The sequence below is a fragment of the Azospirillum sp. P4_B5 genome, from assembly GCF_056402275.1.
In genome coordinates, this window is sequence record NZ_JBFUHT010000012.1 from 26,438 (window position 1) to 40,739 (window position 14,302).

Below are 14,302 nucleotides of genomic sequence, written 5' to 3' on the forward strand. Positions count from 1 at the left end.
CGCAAGCCGACGGTGCCGCCCGACCAAAGAGCCTTCCTTGACGCCTGTCAAGACGGCGGCGCTGGAAAGAGCCGGCGGAAAAGGACCCGAAACGCCGAAGGGCCCGCGCGGTGCTGCGCAGGCCCTTCGGGTGTTTGGTGGAGCCAAGGAGGATCGAACTCCTGACCTCTACAATGCCATTGTAGCGCTCTCCCAGCTGAGCTATGGCCCCGAAACTCTGGGCGGCGAGCCTTGCGGCCGGCCTCGGTGGAGCGGGATATTGGTCAGGACGGGGGTCCGATGCAAGAGAAAAATTCAGCCCCGCCCACCTTTTTTCCGCCCCGCCGAACCCGTCCTTCCTAAAGGGGAGCGCGGATCAGCGCTCCTCCTCGTCTTCGCCTTCGACGTCGACGACCTCGTCCATGTCGTCCTCACCCAACTCCGAGGTGTCCTCGATCAGAACATCGTCCTCGTCCTCGGGCGTCTCGTCGGTTTCCTCGATGTCGTCGACGGTCACATCGTCCTCGACTTCGTCGAGTTCCGTCGACTCTTCCTCCTCGGTCTCGGTTTCCTCGTCCTCCGAGGAGACCACCGGGGCCTTCTTGACATCGTCGACCGGCGCCGGGCGCGCCTTGCGGGACTTCAGCAACGCCTCGGGATCGAACTGCGCTCCGCAGCTCGGGCACACCGGCGGGTCCTTGCGCAGATCGTAATAGCGCGCGCCACAGCTCGGGCAGATGCGCTTGACGCCCCATTCGGGTTTGGCCACGCCTCGTCCTCCGTCACGTTCCTAGGGAATGCCCAATTCGGGAATTGCAAGCCGCGCCCTTTGCCACGCCAGCGGGCGCTTGTCAAAAAAAAGTTCGCTGAATGTCGCCGTCGGCGTGGCGGGGCCGTCGGCCGGTGCCAAACTTCACCCTGCGGTGGTCCTCCGGGCCGCCCACTAAGGATACCATGATAATGGGGGAGGAACCCGATGCCGATCCTGCTGTCCCGCCGCTGGCGGGCGCTGCTGTCCGCCGGCCTGCTGGCGGCCTTGCCGCTGGCGGCCCTGGCCCAGACGGCGCCGTCGCTCGTCCCTGGCGCTGCGGGCGACGTGGCGCCGGAGCGCGCGACCGGACGCGGCAGCCGCAGCGTCGACACCGCCACACGGTACATGGTGGCCGCCGCGAATCCGCTGGCGGCGGAGGCCGGGCGCGAGATCCTGCGGGCGGGCGGCAGCGCGGTTGACGCGGCCATCGCCGTGCAGCTCGTCCTCAATCTGGTGGAGCCGCAAAGCTCCGGCGTCGGAGGCGGCGCCTTCCTGGTCCATTACGACGCCGCAACGAAGGCGGTGACCTCGCTCGACGGGCGCGAGACGGCGCCGGCCGCGGCGACACCGGAGCGTTTCCTGGGGGCGGACGGCAAACCGATACCCTTCTACGACGCGGTGATCGGCGGGCGGTCCGTCGGGGTGCCGGGCACGGTGATGCTGCTGGAGCACGCCCACCGCAAGCACGGCAGACTGCCCTGGCCCCGCCTGTTCGAGCGCGCCATCGCGCTGGCCGAGAACGGCTTCACGGTCAGCCCCCGGCTGAACGGCCAGCTGGCGATGGAGAAGCACCTGCCGGCCAACCCCGCGGCCCGCGCCTACTTCTACCAGCCGGACGGCACGCCCTGGCCGGTCGGCCATATCCTGAAGAACCCGGACTTCGCGGCGACGCTGCGGGCCATTGCGGAAAAGGGCTCCGCCGCCTTCTACGAGGGTTCCATCGCCGCCGACCTCGTCAAGGCGGTGACCGGCCACCCCACCAACCCCGGCGACATGACGGAGGCCGACCTGAAGGCCTACCGGGTCAAGGAACGGGAGCCGGTCTGCGGTCCCTACCGTGCCTACACCCTGTGCGGCATGGGGCCGCCCAGCTCGGGCGGGGTCGCGGTGCTGCAGATGCTGACCGTCCTGGAGAGCCGCGACATGGCCGCCACCCGCGGCGATCCGGCGCTGGCGGCGCACTGGATGTCGGAGGCCGGGCGACTCGCCTTCGCCGACCGCGGCCTTTATCTGGCCGACCCCGATTTCGTGTCGGTGCCAGTGAAGGGGCTGCTCGACCGCGGTTATCTGGCGAGCCGCGCCGCTCTGGTCGGCGAGCGGTCGATGGGCAAGGCCCAGCCGGGCGAGCCGCCCTTCAAGCATGGCCGCGCCTGGGGCTTCGCCGAGGCCGAGGAGCATGGCACCAGCCACATCTCCGTGGTCGACGGGGCGGGCAACGCGGTCGCCATGACCACCACCATCGAGGACGGCTTCGGCTCCCGCCTGATGGTGCGGGGCTTCCTGCTGAACAACGAGCTGACCGACTTCGCCTTCACCCCGACGGAGGACGGCAAGCCGGTCGCCAACCGGGTGGAGCCGGGCAAGCGGCCGCGCAGCTCGATGGCGCCGACCCTGGTCTTCCGCGACGGCGCTTTGGTGGCCTCGGTGGGGTCGCCGGGCGGCAGCAACATCATCAACTACGTGGGCAAGACGCTGGTCGCCCTGCTCGACTGGACCCTCGACCCGCAGGCGGCGGTGGATGCCCCCAATTTCGGCAGCCGCAACGGCCCGACCGAGCTGGAGCAGGGCACCGAGGCGGAGGGCTGGATCGCGGCGCTGGAGGCGCGGGGACACTCGGTCAAGGCGATGGAGCTGACCTCCGGCACCCAGGCAATCGTGGTGACCGGTCAGGGGCTGTCCGGCGGCGCCGACACCCGGCGCGAGGGGGTGGCGGTCGGCGACTGATCGCGGGAACCGCGCATCGCTCGCATCGCCCTTCCCGCTGTGCTAGGTACTCCGCCCTGGTCACATTCTTGTCTGGGGAGCCCTCCCATGCTGCAGGCGAAGCCGCTTCGCTCATCCTCCACCGGCGCGCTCGCCGGCACCATCCGCGTGCCGGGCGACAAGTCGATTTCGCACCGGTCGCTGATGCTGGGCGCCGTTGCGGTGGGCGAGACCGTCATCCACGGCCTGCTGGAAGGGGAGGACGTGCTGAACACCGCCGCCGCCATGCGCCTGCTGGGCGCCCAGGCGGAGCGCGGCGGGGACGGCGTGTGGCGCGTGCGCGGCGTCGGTCTGGGCGGGCTGGCGGAACCGGCGCAGGTGCTCGACATGGGCAACAGCGGCACGGCGGCGCGCCTGCTGATGGGCCTCGTCGCGTCGCACCCGATCACCTGCGTCTTCACCGGCGACGCCTCGCTGAACAAGCGCCCGATGGCCCGCGTGACCGGGCCGCTGGAGCAGATGGGGGCGCGCTTCGTCGGGCGGTCCGGCGGGCGGCTGCCGCTGACCGTGGTCGGCAGCGACCGCACCGTGCCGATCACCTACCGTCTGCCGGTGGCCTCCGCCCAGGTGAAGTCGGCGATCATCCTGTGCGGCCTGAACACCGCCGGCATCACCACCGTCATCGAGGCGGAGCCGACCCGCGACCACACCGAGCTGATGCTGCGCCATTTCGGCGCCACCGTGACGACCGAGCGGATGGAGGACGGCGCGCTCGCCGTGTCCGTCACCGGCCAGCCGGAGCTGACCGGGCGCGAGATCGTCGTGCCCGCCGACCCCAGCTCCGCCGCCTTCCCGGCGGTCGCGGCGCTGCTGCGCCCCGGCTCGGAGCTGCTGCTGCCCGGCGTCGGCATGAACCCGCGCCGCACCGGCCTCTACGACACGCTGGTCGAGATGGGCGCGAACATCGCCTTCGAGAACCGCCGCGACGAGGCGGGCGAACCGGTGGCCGACCTGCGGGTGAAGCACGGCCCGCTGAAGGGCATCGTCGTCCCGGCGGATCGCGCGCCCAGCATGATCGACGAGTACCCGATCCTTGCCGCCGCCGCCGCCTGCGCGGAGGGCACCACCGTCATGCTCGGCCTGAAGGAGCTGCGCGTGAAGGAGAGCGACCGCCTCGCCATGGTCGCCGACGGGCTGACCAAGTGCGGCGTGAAGGTCGAGGTCGGGGCCGACGACAGCCTGACCGTCTACGGCACCGGCAAGCCGCCGCAGGGCGGCGCCACCGTCGCCACCGCCATGGACCACCGTATCGCCATGAGCTTCCTGGTGCTGGGCATGGCCACGGCCGAGCCGGTGCAGGTGGACGACGGCGCCTTCATCGACACCAGCTTCCCCGGCTTCGTCGCCCTGATGAACGGCGTCGGCGCGAAGATCGCGGGGGCGTGAGGGCGATGGGTCTGGTCATCGCCATCGACGGTCCGGCGGCGGCGGGCAAGGGCACGCTGTCCAAGCGGATCGCCCAGGCCTACGGCTTCGCGCATCTCGACACCGGGGCGCTCTACCGCGCGGTCGGCGTCAGCGTCCTGCGCGCGGGCGGCGACCCGGCGGACGCGGAGGCGGCGGCGCAGGCCGCCCGCGCGCTGCGGCCGGACGACGGCATCCTGAACGACCCGGCCCTGCGCAGCGACGAGGCGGCGCAGGCGGCGTCCAAGGTCGCCGCGGTGCCGGCGGTGCGGGCCGCCCTGCTCGACTTCCAGCGGCGCTTCGCCGCGACCCCGCCCGGCGGCGCGCCGGGGGCGGTGCTGGACGGGCGGGATGTCGGAACGGTCGTATGCCCGAACGCCGATGCCAAGCTGTTCGTTACCGCTTCGGTGGAGGTGCGGGCCGAACGGCGACTCAAGGAGTTGCGGGAACGCGGGATTCCGGCTATACCGTCCGACGTCCTGGAGGACATGAAGGCCCGTGACGCGCGCGACAGCCAGAGGACGGTAGCACCGCTCCTGCCGGCTGCCGACGCTTTTGTGCTTGATACCTCCGCCCTCGACGCCGACCAGGCGTTCGCAGCGGCGACCGCCTTTATCGGAACGAAAACCGGTTTCGGCCCTAAGGTCTGAGCATCAGGGTCCGGGCGCTTCGGCCCTCCAAAGGAACATATGTCAACCAAGTCGCCGGGCGTGGTGCCCGGCGCGGTGGTCCCATCGGGGGCCGGCCCGTTTTGCCGCGGGACGGACCATGGCGGGATCGCTTTCGGCCAACCTTAGGAGTTTCAATGGCACAAGCTATGGCCCGGACCGGCGAGAAGGAAAGCTTTGCGGCTCTGCTCGAGGAGTCGCTCGGCACGGCCGAGTCCCTCGAAGGCTCGGTCGTCAAGGGCCGCGTCGTCTCCGTCGAGAACGACATGGTCACCATCGACGTCGGCCTGAAGTCGGAAGGCCGCGTCGCGCTGAAGGAATTCGCCGTTGCCGGCCAGCCGCCCGAGATGAAGGCGGGCGACACGGTCGAGGTGTATCTGGAGCGCATGGAAGACAAGAACGGCGAAGCCGTTCTGTCGCGTGAGAAGGCCAAGCGCGAAGAGGCCTGGGCGCTGCTGGAGAAGTCCTTCCAGGACCAGACCCGCGTCACCGGCGTCATCTTCGGCCGCGTCAAGGGCGGCTTCACCGTCGACCTGTCGGGCGCCGTGGCGTTCCTGCCGGGTTCGCAGGTGGACATCCGTCCGGTCCGCGACATCTCCCCGCTGCTGGGCACCCCGCAGCCGTTCCAGATCCTGAAGATGGACCGCTCGCGCGGCAACATCGTCGTGTCGCGTCGCGCCGTGCTCGAAGAGAGCCGCGCCGAGGCCCGTTCGGAGCTGGTGGCCAACCTCAAGGAAGGCCAGGTTCTGCAGGGTGTGGTCAAGAACATCACCGACTACGGCGCGTTCGTGGATCTGGGTGGCGTCGACGGCCTGCTGCACGTCACCGACATCGCGTGGCGCCGCATCAACCACCCGTCCGAGGCCCTGCAGATCGGCCAGACCGTCACGGTCCAGGTTATCCGCTTCAACCCGGAGACCCAGCGCATCAGCCTCGGCATGAAGCAGCTCGAGGCCGATCCGTGGGAAGGCGTGGAAGCCAAGTACCCGGTCAGCTCGCGGTTCAAGGGCCGCGTCACCAACATCACCGACTACGGCGCCTTCGTGGAGCTGGAGCCGGGGATCGAGGGCCTGGTGCACGTCTCGGAGATGTCCTGGACGAAGAAGAACGTCCATCCGGGCAAGATCGTGTCGACCTCTCAGGAAGTCGAGGTCATGGTCCTGGACGTCGATCCGCAGAAGCGCCGCATCAGCCTGGGCCTCAAGCAGTGCCTGGACAACCCGTGGGAGACCTTCCTCGAGAAGTTCGGCCCGGGCACGGAGCTGGAAGGCGAGGTCAAGAACATCACCGAGTTCGGTCTGTTCGTCGGTCTGCCGGGCGACATCGACGGCATGGTCCACATGTCCGACCTCGACTGGAACAAGTCGGGTGAGGAGGCCATCGCCGAGTACAAGAAGGGCGACCGCGTCAAGGTCAAGGTCCTGGACGTCGACGTCGAGAAGGAGCGCATCTCCCTCGGCATCAAGCAGCTCGCGAACGATCCGTTCGAGGCTGCCACGGCCGGCCTGAAGAAGAACGAGGTCGTCACCTGCACCGTCACCCAGGTCACCGACGGTGGCATCGAGGTCACGGTCGGCGAGGGCTACACCGGCTTCATCCGCAAGTCGGACCTGTCCCGCGACCGTTCGGAGCAGCGTCCGGACCGCTTCGCCGTCGGCGAGAAGGTCGACGCGAAGGTCACCCAGATCGACCGCGGCTCCCGCCGCATCTCGCTGTCCATCAAGGCCCGCGAGATGGAGGAGGAGAAGCAGGCGATGGCCGAGTACGGTTCGTCCGACTCGGGCGCCTCGCTGGGCGACATCCTGGGTGCGGCTCTGAAGCGCAAGCAGCAGACCGGCGAGGAGTAAGGCATTTCTCCCTCCCTCCCCCGCGCAAGCGGGGGAGGGTCGGGGAGGGGGCCCGCCTCTCGCACCTACGCCAAAGAAAAAGCCGCCGCGGTCACCCGCGGCGGCTTTTTTCCTTTTGCAGCGCGTCAGCCTCTCACCCCTCCTCGTCCTCCTTGATGAGGTCGCGGTAGGCGTGCCAGCTCGCGTGCCCAACCAGGGGCAGGGCGACGATCAGGCCCAGGAAGCCGGTCAGCAGCCCGGCGCCGGTGACCAGCACGATCAGCCCGGCCCACAGCGCCATGACGCGTGGGTTGCGCAGCACGGCCATCGCCGAGGCCAGCGCCGCGGCGAAGACGTCGGCCGGGCGGTCCATCATCATCGGCAGGGCGGTGACGTTGGTGATGAAGGCGAAGGCGGCGAAGGCGAAGCCCAGCGCCGTGATGAACACGGTGAAGACCAGACCGTCCAGGCTGAACATCTGCGCCACGAAATGATCGAGCGCGATGGCCTCGTGCGGGAAGAACAGGGCGAAGGCCACCACGTTCATCCGCGCCCAGATCATCACATAGAGCATCAGGATCAGGCCGGCGGTCAGGATATGGTAGGGGTTGGCCCGCCACGCGGTCAGCGCCCGCCACAGGCTGGGCCGGCGCCCCTCCTCGACGTCCTTGGAAATCCGGTAGAGGCCGAGCGCCAGGAGCGGGGCGATCAGCAGGAAGGCTCCAATCATCGGCGCGATCAGATAGGCCATCCCGGCCAGGACCAACCCACCGGTCAGGGCGAAGCCGATGGCGACGAACAGGGCGCCGTAGGCGAGGCTGACCCAGCCCGACGCCCGCAGGTCCAGCCAGCCCGCCCGCAGCCAGCCCAGCGCATGGGCGGTTGTGACGGTGCGGACGCGGTCCGCGTAGGGCAGGCCGGCCAGCGGGTCGGCGGGGCCGGTGTGATGGGCGTGCGTCATGGCGAACCTCCAACCGCGTCCCTTCAACCGCATCCGGCGACCGGGACCGTTCCAACCATCTCATCGGAAATGGTGAGTTCAAAGGCAATCCGTAAGACGGATTAATCACATTTCAGACCTTTTTCCTGGAGGCCATCGGGCAAGCCGGAGCGTTGCCGGGAAAAGGGTTCCGCCAGAAAGGCTTAGCTTGACGGTCACCGGACCCGGTGGCACGCTTGCGCGCAGGTCAAGGAGCGCGGTCCAAGGGCGCTCGAACCGGGGGAAACGGAATCGCCATGACCAAATCAGAGCTGATTCAACGGCTCGCGGAGCGCAATCCGCACCTGTACCAGCGCGACATCGAAAAGATCGTCGGCACCATCTTCGACGAGATCTCCGAAGCGCTCGCCCGCGGCGACCGGGTGGAGCTGCGCGGGTTCGGCGCCTTCTCCGTCAAGCGTCGCGACGCCCGCACCGGCCGAAACCCGCGCACGGGCGAAGCCGTCGAGGTGGGCGAGAAGGCGATCCCCTTCTTCAAGACCGGAAAACAGTTGCGCGAGCGCTTGAACACCGACGAATGATGTCCGTTCATTGACAGCCCGTCGCTGACTCATCGGCCCGGACCCGGCGCTGCCCCGCCAGACCACGGACACCCGACCACGGATACGAGGACCACACCCGTGCGTTTCATCGCCCTTATCATCGCCGTTCCCATCGCGCTGGCCGCGGTGCTGTTCGCCATCTCCAACCGTGGCCTGGTCACGCTGTCGCTCTGGCCGCTGCCCTTCACGCTGGAGGTTCCGGTCTACCTCGCCACGCTGGTGGCGCTGGTGATCGGCTTCCTGGCCGGCGGAGTCGTCGCCTGGAACGCCCAGCGCCGCCACCGCCGCCGCGCCCGCCGTTCCTCGGACCGCGTCTCCTACCTGGAGCGCGAGCTGAAGGAGACGCAGGCCCGCGCCGCCGCTGCGGAGAAGCGTCTGGCCGAGATGAACCGTCCGGTGTCCGGCACCGCCGGCCTGCCCGCGGTGACCGGGTCCGGCGCCGCCCTGCCGGCGACCACGGTCCACTGACCGCCCGCCGGCATCCCCTTCGGCCTCCCGTCCGGCTGGGGGGCGGGAGGGGGGTTCCGCTTTGCCGGACCTGTGGAGGGAGCCGCCGATGCGCACCGTCACCGGAGCCGAGCTGAAATCCGTCCTGCACTTCCGCATGCTGATCGAGCGCATGCGGCAGACCTTCCGCGCCGGGGTCGAGGTGCCGATGCGGCACCACCACACGGTCGAAACCTACGGCCAGAACGACGGCACGCTGCTGTTGATGCCGGCGTGGCAGGTCAACCAGTCCATCGGCGTCAAGGTGGTCACCGTCTTCCCCGACAACGGGGCGAAGGATCTGCCGGCGGTGCAGGGGCTCTATCTGCTGATGGACGGCAAGACGGGGATGCCCCAGGCGGTTCTGGACGGCACCGCCCTGACCAAGCGGCGCACCGCGGCGGCCTCCGCGCTCGCCGCTTCCTACCTCGCGCGGCCCGACTCGGAACGGCTGTTGATGGTCGGCACAGGGGCGCTGGCGCCCGAGCTGATCGAGGCCTTCGCCACCGTCCTGCCGATCAAGCATGTTCTGGTCTGGGGGCGCAGCCTCGAAAAGGCGAAGAAGGTGGCCAGCCGCTTCCACCGCCCGAAATTCCGCATCGAGGCCACCGCCGATTTGGAAGGGGCGGTGCGCGGCGCCCAGGTGATCTCCTGCGCCACGCTGGCAAAGGAGCCGCTGATCCGCGGCGAATGGCTTCAGCCGGGCGCCCACCTCGACCTCGTCGGCGGCTTCACCCCGGAGATGCGCGAGGCGGACGACGACTGCATCCGCCGCTCCCGCGTCTTCGTGGACACCCGCGAGGGCGCCTGCAAGGAAGCAGGGGACATCGTGCAGCCGATGAGGGCCGGCATCCTGACCGACGCGGACATCGCCGGCGATCTCTACGATCTCACCCGCGGCCAGCGCGCCGGGCGCCGCTTCTACGACCAGATCACCCTGTTCAAGTCGGTCGGCACCGCGCTGGAAGACCTCTGCGCCGCCCAGCTGGCGGTGGAGATGGTGATCCACAACGACACGATCCGCTGAGGCGTTTTTCCATCATGACTCTCCGCATCACCGTCGTCGGCGCCGGCATCATGGGGCTGTGCACCGCCTGGGCGCTGGCCCGCGCCGGGCACGAGGTCGCCGTCTTCGACCAGGGCCAGGTGCCCAACCCCTTCGGCAGCTCCGTGGACCAGCACCGGCTGTTCCGCCACGCCTACGGCGCCAGCGCCGGCTACGCCCGCATGGCCGACACCGCCTTCCAGGCGTGGGAACGGCTGTGGACCGACCTGGGCGAGCGGCTGCTGATCCCCAGCGGCACGCTCTGCACCGCCTCGGCGGAGGATGGGCGGCGCTGGCTGGCCGACAGCGTCGATGTGCTGGAGTCGCTGGGCCATCCCTTCCGCCGCCTGACCCCGGCGCAGATCGCCGCGGAGTTCCCATTGGTCGACGCCAGTGCGGTGGCGGAGGGGCTGCATCTGGAGTCGGGCGGCGTGCTGCTCGCCGGGCGCATCGTGGAACTGCTCAGCCATCATCTGAACGCGCTGGGGGTGACGGTTCACGCGCGTGCCCCCGTGACGGCCATCGACGCCGAGCGCGCCACGGTGACGCTGGCCGACCGCCGGACCATCGGCGCCGACGCCCTGGTGGTCGCCGCCGGGGCCTGGGTGACCAAGCTGCTGCCGGAAATGGCCGCCCGCCTGACCCCGTCGCGGCAGGTCGTTGCCTATCTGATGCCGCCGGAGGGCCTGCGCGGCGTCTGGGCGGCGGCGCCGATGCTGATCGACGCGGACGGCGAGAGCGGGGTCTACGTCGTTCCCCCGGTGGCCGGCACGACGATGAAGGCGGGCGACCACCGCTTTTCGCGCGTCGGCGACCCGGACACCGAGCGCGATCCCGATCCGGACGAGGCGCGCGACGTGCTGGACCGCGCCCGCCGGGTGCTGGCGGACGGCCACCGCTACAGCCTCGCCAACGCGGCGACCTGCTTCTACACGGTGACCGACGACGAGCGCTTCGTGGTCGAGTCGCTGTCCGCCCGCTGCTGGCTGATGAGTGCCTGCTCCGGCCACGGCTTCAAGTTCGCCCCGGCGCTGGGCGAGGCCCTGTCCGCCGCGATCGGCGATCCGGCGCGCGCAGCCGGGCTATCCCTCTGGGCCGCGGGACGCTGACCGGACGCACGGAACGGCGCCGTGTTCCCTCTGTTGGAAATGGGCAACCAAGGCAAACCGCCCCAATCCAAACAGACAGGGAGTAAGCCCCATGGCCGATGAACCGCGGAAAGTGGGTGTCTATGACACGGACGGGAACCGGACGGCGCCGGCTGGCTCGACCGGGATGAACTGGTGGGTCATCGCGCTCGTCGTGCTGGTGATCCTTGTCGCCCTGTTCATCTTCCTCTGAGCGCCGAGACGGCGGCCATGCCACAGGAACGGATACCGCCGGAGCGGACCGTCTCCGAGGAAGCCGTCCCTCTTTACGAGGAAACCCTGTCTGTCGGAAAGCGCACGGTCGAAACCGGCCGCTTGCGGATCACCACGGTCGTCCGCGAGCGTGAGGAAACCGTGGAACAGGATCTCGCCAGCGAGGCGGTGGAGGTCCTTCGCGTTCCGGTGGGTCGCCCGGTCGAGGCCGTGCCGGAGCCGCGGTACGAGGGCGACGTGCTGATCATTCCGATTCTCGAAGAAGAACTGGTCGTGACGAAACGGCTGGTCCTCAAAGAAGAACTGCACATTCGCAAACAGGCGACCCGGCGCACCGAGCGCGTCACCGAGACGTTGCGCTCCGAAGACGCCGTCGTCACCAGGGACAACACTGCGCGCGCCGACGCGCAGCGGTCCGAAACATTGCCTTCACAGGAGTAGGCTGATGAACAGGAAAACCATCGTCGCGCTGTATGACGATCTGTCCAGTGCCGAACGCGTGCTTGGCGAATTGCAGGCCCGGAACCTGCGCCAGGACTTCACTATGATGGGCGCCGACAGCGCCAATCTGGGAACCGCCACCGAGGGCCGGCTGGAAAGCTGGCGCCACGCCGCCGATTTCGGGGAGGACTTGAACTTCAACGCCCGCGACAAGCGCCTGTCGATGCTGACCCGCATGGGAGTGACACGGGACGACGCGGAGATTTTTGCGGAGGGCATACGCCGCGGCGGCGTTCTTCTGGTCGGCCGCGTGGAGGACGCGCAATGCGACGAGGCCTTGGCCATCGTCGAGCAGCATGGCCCGGTGGACATCGCCGACCGCGGTCGGAGTTATCGGGAAACCGGCTGGACCGGTTACGACGCCTCCGCCACGGATTACGACCACACCCAGGCCACCGAGGAGCGCACGCGCTACAGCCCTGGCCTGGGCGCCGCCGCGGCGTCCCTGCGTGACGTCAACACCGAAGGCACCGTGGGGCGGGTCGAAACCGACACCATCCGCAGCACCGAAACCACGCGCCATGCCGGGGCGGTTGGATCGGGCGACGAGCAGCGCATTCCTGTGGTCGAGGAGCGGCTGAACGTCGGCAAGCGGGAGGTGGAGCGCGGGTCCGTCCGCGTCCGCAGCTACATGACCGAGACACCGGTGGAGGAACAGGTCCGCCTGCGCGATGAAAAGGTGACGGTCGAACGCCGCCCGGTGGATCGTCCCATCAGCGACCTGCCCCCCGAAGCCTTCCAAGAGCGCACCATCGAAGTGAGCGAGACGGACGAGGAAGCGGTGGTCGAGAAGACCGCGCGGGTCCGGGAGGAGGTGGTGATCCGCAAGGAGGCCGAGGAGCGCGCGCAGACGGTGTCCGACACGGTCCGCCGGACCGAGGTGGAGATCGACGACTCCCGCGTCACCGGCGCCGACCGTCCGGCCGACCTTCCTTCGGACCGCGACCGTATGCCCGGCGACCGTCCGGTGGACCGTGGGCTTGACCGCGATCCAGACCGGAAGATTTGACCTCAAGCGGCCCACGACCCTCCCGTGGGGTGCCTGCGGGAGGGATAAGGCATCTGCGCGCCCCGGAAGTCTGGTGATTGCCGCCGGCCCTTGTTAGGCTGCGCGGCATCACCACCTTCCAGGGTTCGGAGAGCCGTTTTTCCATGAGCACGCCCAGCATCGCGCCCGCCTCGCGCATTTTTTGCGCCGTCGACACGACCGACCTCGACACCGCCCGCGACCTCGGCCGGCGGATCGCGGGGGTGGTCGGCGGGATCAAGCTGGGGCTGGAGTTCTTCATCGCCCATGGCCCGGCGGGCATCCGTGCGGTGATCGGCGAGGATGGCCCGCCGCTGTTCCTCGACCTCAAGCTGCACGACATCCCCAACACGGTGGCGGGCGGCATCCGGGCGGCACTGCCGCTGAAGCCGGCCTTCCTGACCATCCACACCTCCGGCGGCCCGGCGATGATGCGCGCGGCGGCGGAGGCCGCGGCCGGCGCGGGCGCGGACCGTCCGAAGATCCTCGCCGTCACCGTGCTGACCAGCCTGGACGCCGCCGACCTCCAGGCCGTCGGCCAGAGCGTCCCGGTGGCCGATCAGGTGAAGCGGCTGGCGCTGCTCGCCAAGGAGTCGGGGGTGGACGGCGTCGTCTGCTCCCCCGCCGAGGTGGCGCTGATCCGCGAGGCCTGCGGGCCGGACTTCATCCTGATGGTGCCGGGCATCCGCCCCGCCTGGGCCGCCGCCAACGACCAGAAGCGCGTCATGACTCCCGCCGAGGCGCTGGCCGCCGGGGCGGACCATCTGGTCATCGGCCGCCCGATCACCGGCGACGCCGATCCGGAAGCCGCCGCCCGACGCATCGTTTCGGAACTGTAAGGACGCTTTCCAATGCCCGTCAGCGTGAAGATCTGCGGCCTCACCGAGCCCCTGTCGCTGCACGCCGCCGTGGCCGGCGGGGCGCGCTACGTCGGCTTCGTCTTCTACCCGCCGAGCCCGCGCTCCATCGCACCGTCCATGGCGGCGGAACTGGCGCGGCTGGTGCCCACGGGCGTGCGCACGGTCGGGCTGTTCGTCGATCCGGAGAACGACTTCCTGGAGCATGTGGTCAGCCAGGTCCCCTTCGACCTGATCCAACTCCACGGCAAGGAGAAGCCGCGCCGCATCGCCGAGGTGAAGGCCGCCTTCAACATCCCGGTGATGAAGGCGATCAAGGTCGGCGGGCCGGAGGATCTGGCCGCCGCGCTGGAGGCCGCCGAGGTCGCCGACCGGTTGCTGTTCGACGCCAAGCCGCCGGCCAAGGTGTCGGCTTTGCCGGGCGGCAACGGCATCGCCTTCGACTGGACGCTGCTCGCCGGGCGGAGCTGGCCGAAGCCCTGGATGCTGTCCGGCGGGCTGAAGCCGGAGAACGCGGCGGAAGCCGTGCGGACGACCGGCGCCACCGCGCTCGACGTGTCGTCAGGGGTGGAGGACCGCCCGGGCCACAAGGACCCGGAGCTGATCCGCCGCTTCCTGGACAGCGTGGCCGGGCTGTGACGCCGCGTCGCGGATAGGCATTTGAATAAAATTTGATGTTGCCGTGGGGCTTTCCCTTTTGGCGGACGGGCACAACTTAATCGCACGACCGGGTTGCGGACGGGCGTTATGACTTCGTGCGATACTGTTGGCATCCGCCGGCCGCGACCGATGGATGTGTCCGAAGGGAAGCC

General features: G+C 69.4%; 15 protein-coding genes and 1 tRNA gene. 13 read left to right on the forward strand and 3 right to left on the reverse strand.

Annotated elements, in window-relative coordinates:
- Positions 1-135: 135 nt before the first annotated feature.
- Positions 136-211 (reverse strand) — tRNA-Ala (locus AC1DVI_RS11575).
- Positions 212-355: 144 nt separating this feature from the next.
- Positions 356-748 carry a TIGR02300 family protein gene (locus tag AC1DVI_RS11580; RefSeq protein ID WP_149164117.1) on the reverse strand — a complete coding sequence of 131 codons (393 nt, stop codon included), beginning with the start codon at positions 746-748 and terminating at the stop codon, positions 356-358.
- Between the two features lie 207 nt (positions 749-955).
- Here AC1DVI_RS11580 and ggt point away from each other — a divergent pair, with 207 nt between their 5' ends.
- From ggt to rpsA, 4 genes are all read left to right on the forward strand, one after another.
- A complete protein-coding gene (gene ggt, locus AC1DVI_RS11585) occupies positions 956-2,734 on the forward strand; it encodes a gamma-glutamyltransferase (protein ID WP_476958098.1) in 1,779 nt (592 codons plus the stop codon).
- An 87-nt stretch (positions 2,735-2,821) separates the two neighbouring features.
- Complete coding sequence (gene aroA, locus AC1DVI_RS11590; RefSeq protein WP_476958099.1) at positions 2,822-4,159, forward strand: 3-phosphoshikimate 1-carboxyvinyltransferase; 1,338 nt, start codon at positions 2,822-2,824, stop codon at positions 4,157-4,159.
- Between the two features lie 5 nt (positions 4,160-4,164).
- Positions 4,165-4,827 carry a (d)CMP kinase gene (cmk, locus tag AC1DVI_RS11595; RefSeq protein ID WP_476958285.1) on the forward strand — a complete coding sequence of 221 codons (663 nt, stop codon included), beginning with the start codon at positions 4,165-4,167 and terminating at the stop codon, positions 4,825-4,827.
- A gap of 155 nt (positions 4,828-4,982) precedes the next feature.
- Positions 4,983-6,692: a 30S ribosomal protein S1 gene (rpsA, locus tag AC1DVI_RS11600; protein ID WP_476958100.1), complete on the forward strand. Its 1,710-nt coding sequence runs from the start codon at positions 4,983-4,985 to the stop codon at positions 6,690-6,692.
- Between the two features lie 133 nt (positions 6,693-6,825).
- Here the strand turns inward: rpsA and AC1DVI_RS11605 are convergent, their stop codons facing one another.
- Positions 6,826-7,632 (reverse strand): DUF2189 domain-containing protein, encoded by an 807-nt coding sequence (locus AC1DVI_RS11605; RefSeq protein ID WP_476958101.1) that lies wholly within the window; start codon positions 7,630-7,632, stop codon positions 6,826-6,828.
- A 275-nt stretch (positions 7,633-7,907) separates the two neighbouring features.
- On the opposite strand from AC1DVI_RS11605, the gene ihfB reads away from it, so the two are divergent.
- The 9 genes from ihfB (at position 7,908) to AC1DVI_RS11650 (ending at position 14,129) form a co-directional block, all read left to right on the forward strand.
- Complete coding sequence (gene ihfB, locus AC1DVI_RS11610) at positions 7,908-8,192, forward strand: integration host factor subunit beta (protein ID WP_014239239.1); 285 nt, start codon at positions 7,908-7,910, stop codon at positions 8,190-8,192.
- Between the two features lie 99 nt (positions 8,193-8,291).
- Positions 8,292-8,681: a lipopolysaccharide assembly protein LapA domain-containing protein gene (locus AC1DVI_RS11615; RefSeq protein ID WP_476958102.1), complete on the forward strand. Its 390-nt coding sequence runs from the start codon at positions 8,292-8,294 to the stop codon at positions 8,679-8,681.
- 88 nt (positions 8,682-8,769) lie between these two features.
- Positions 8,770-9,726 (forward strand): bifunctional Delta(1)-pyrroline-2-carboxylate/Delta(1)-piperideine-2-carboxylate reductase, encoded by a 957-nt coding sequence (gene lhpI / locus AC1DVI_RS11620; protein ID WP_476958103.1) that lies wholly within the window; start codon positions 8,770-8,772, stop codon positions 9,724-9,726.
- A 14-nt stretch (positions 9,727-9,740) separates the two neighbouring features.
- Entirely contained in the window at positions 9,741-10,853 is a 1,113-nt protein-coding gene (locus AC1DVI_RS11625; protein WP_476958104.1) for an NAD(P)/FAD-dependent oxidoreductase, read from the forward strand.
- Positions 10,854-10,944: 91 nt separating this feature from the next.
- Entirely contained in the window at positions 10,945-11,085 is a 141-nt protein-coding gene (locus tag AC1DVI_RS11630; protein WP_175426405.1) for a hypothetical protein, read from the forward strand.
- A 17-nt stretch (positions 11,086-11,102) separates the two neighbouring features.
- Positions 11,103-11,546 (forward strand): YsnF/AvaK domain-containing protein, encoded by a 444-nt coding sequence (locus tag AC1DVI_RS11635; protein WP_476958105.1) that lies wholly within the window; start codon positions 11,103-11,105, stop codon positions 11,544-11,546.
- Positions 11,547-11,550: 4 nt separating this feature from the next.
- A complete protein-coding gene (locus AC1DVI_RS11640) occupies positions 11,551-12,615 on the forward strand; it encodes a YsnF/AvaK domain-containing protein (RefSeq protein ID WP_476958106.1) in 1,065 nt (354 codons plus the stop codon).
- A gap of 143 nt (positions 12,616-12,758) precedes the next feature.
- Positions 12,759-13,472 carry an orotidine-5'-phosphate decarboxylase gene (gene pyrF, locus AC1DVI_RS11645; protein WP_476958107.1) on the forward strand — a complete coding sequence of 238 codons (714 nt, stop codon included), beginning with the start codon at positions 12,759-12,761 and terminating at the stop codon, positions 13,470-13,472.
- A 12-nt stretch (positions 13,473-13,484) separates the two neighbouring features.
- Entirely contained in the window at positions 13,485-14,129 is a 645-nt protein-coding gene (locus tag AC1DVI_RS11650) for a phosphoribosylanthranilate isomerase (RefSeq protein ID WP_476958108.1), read from the forward strand.
- Positions 14,130-14,302: the final 173 nt, after the last annotated feature.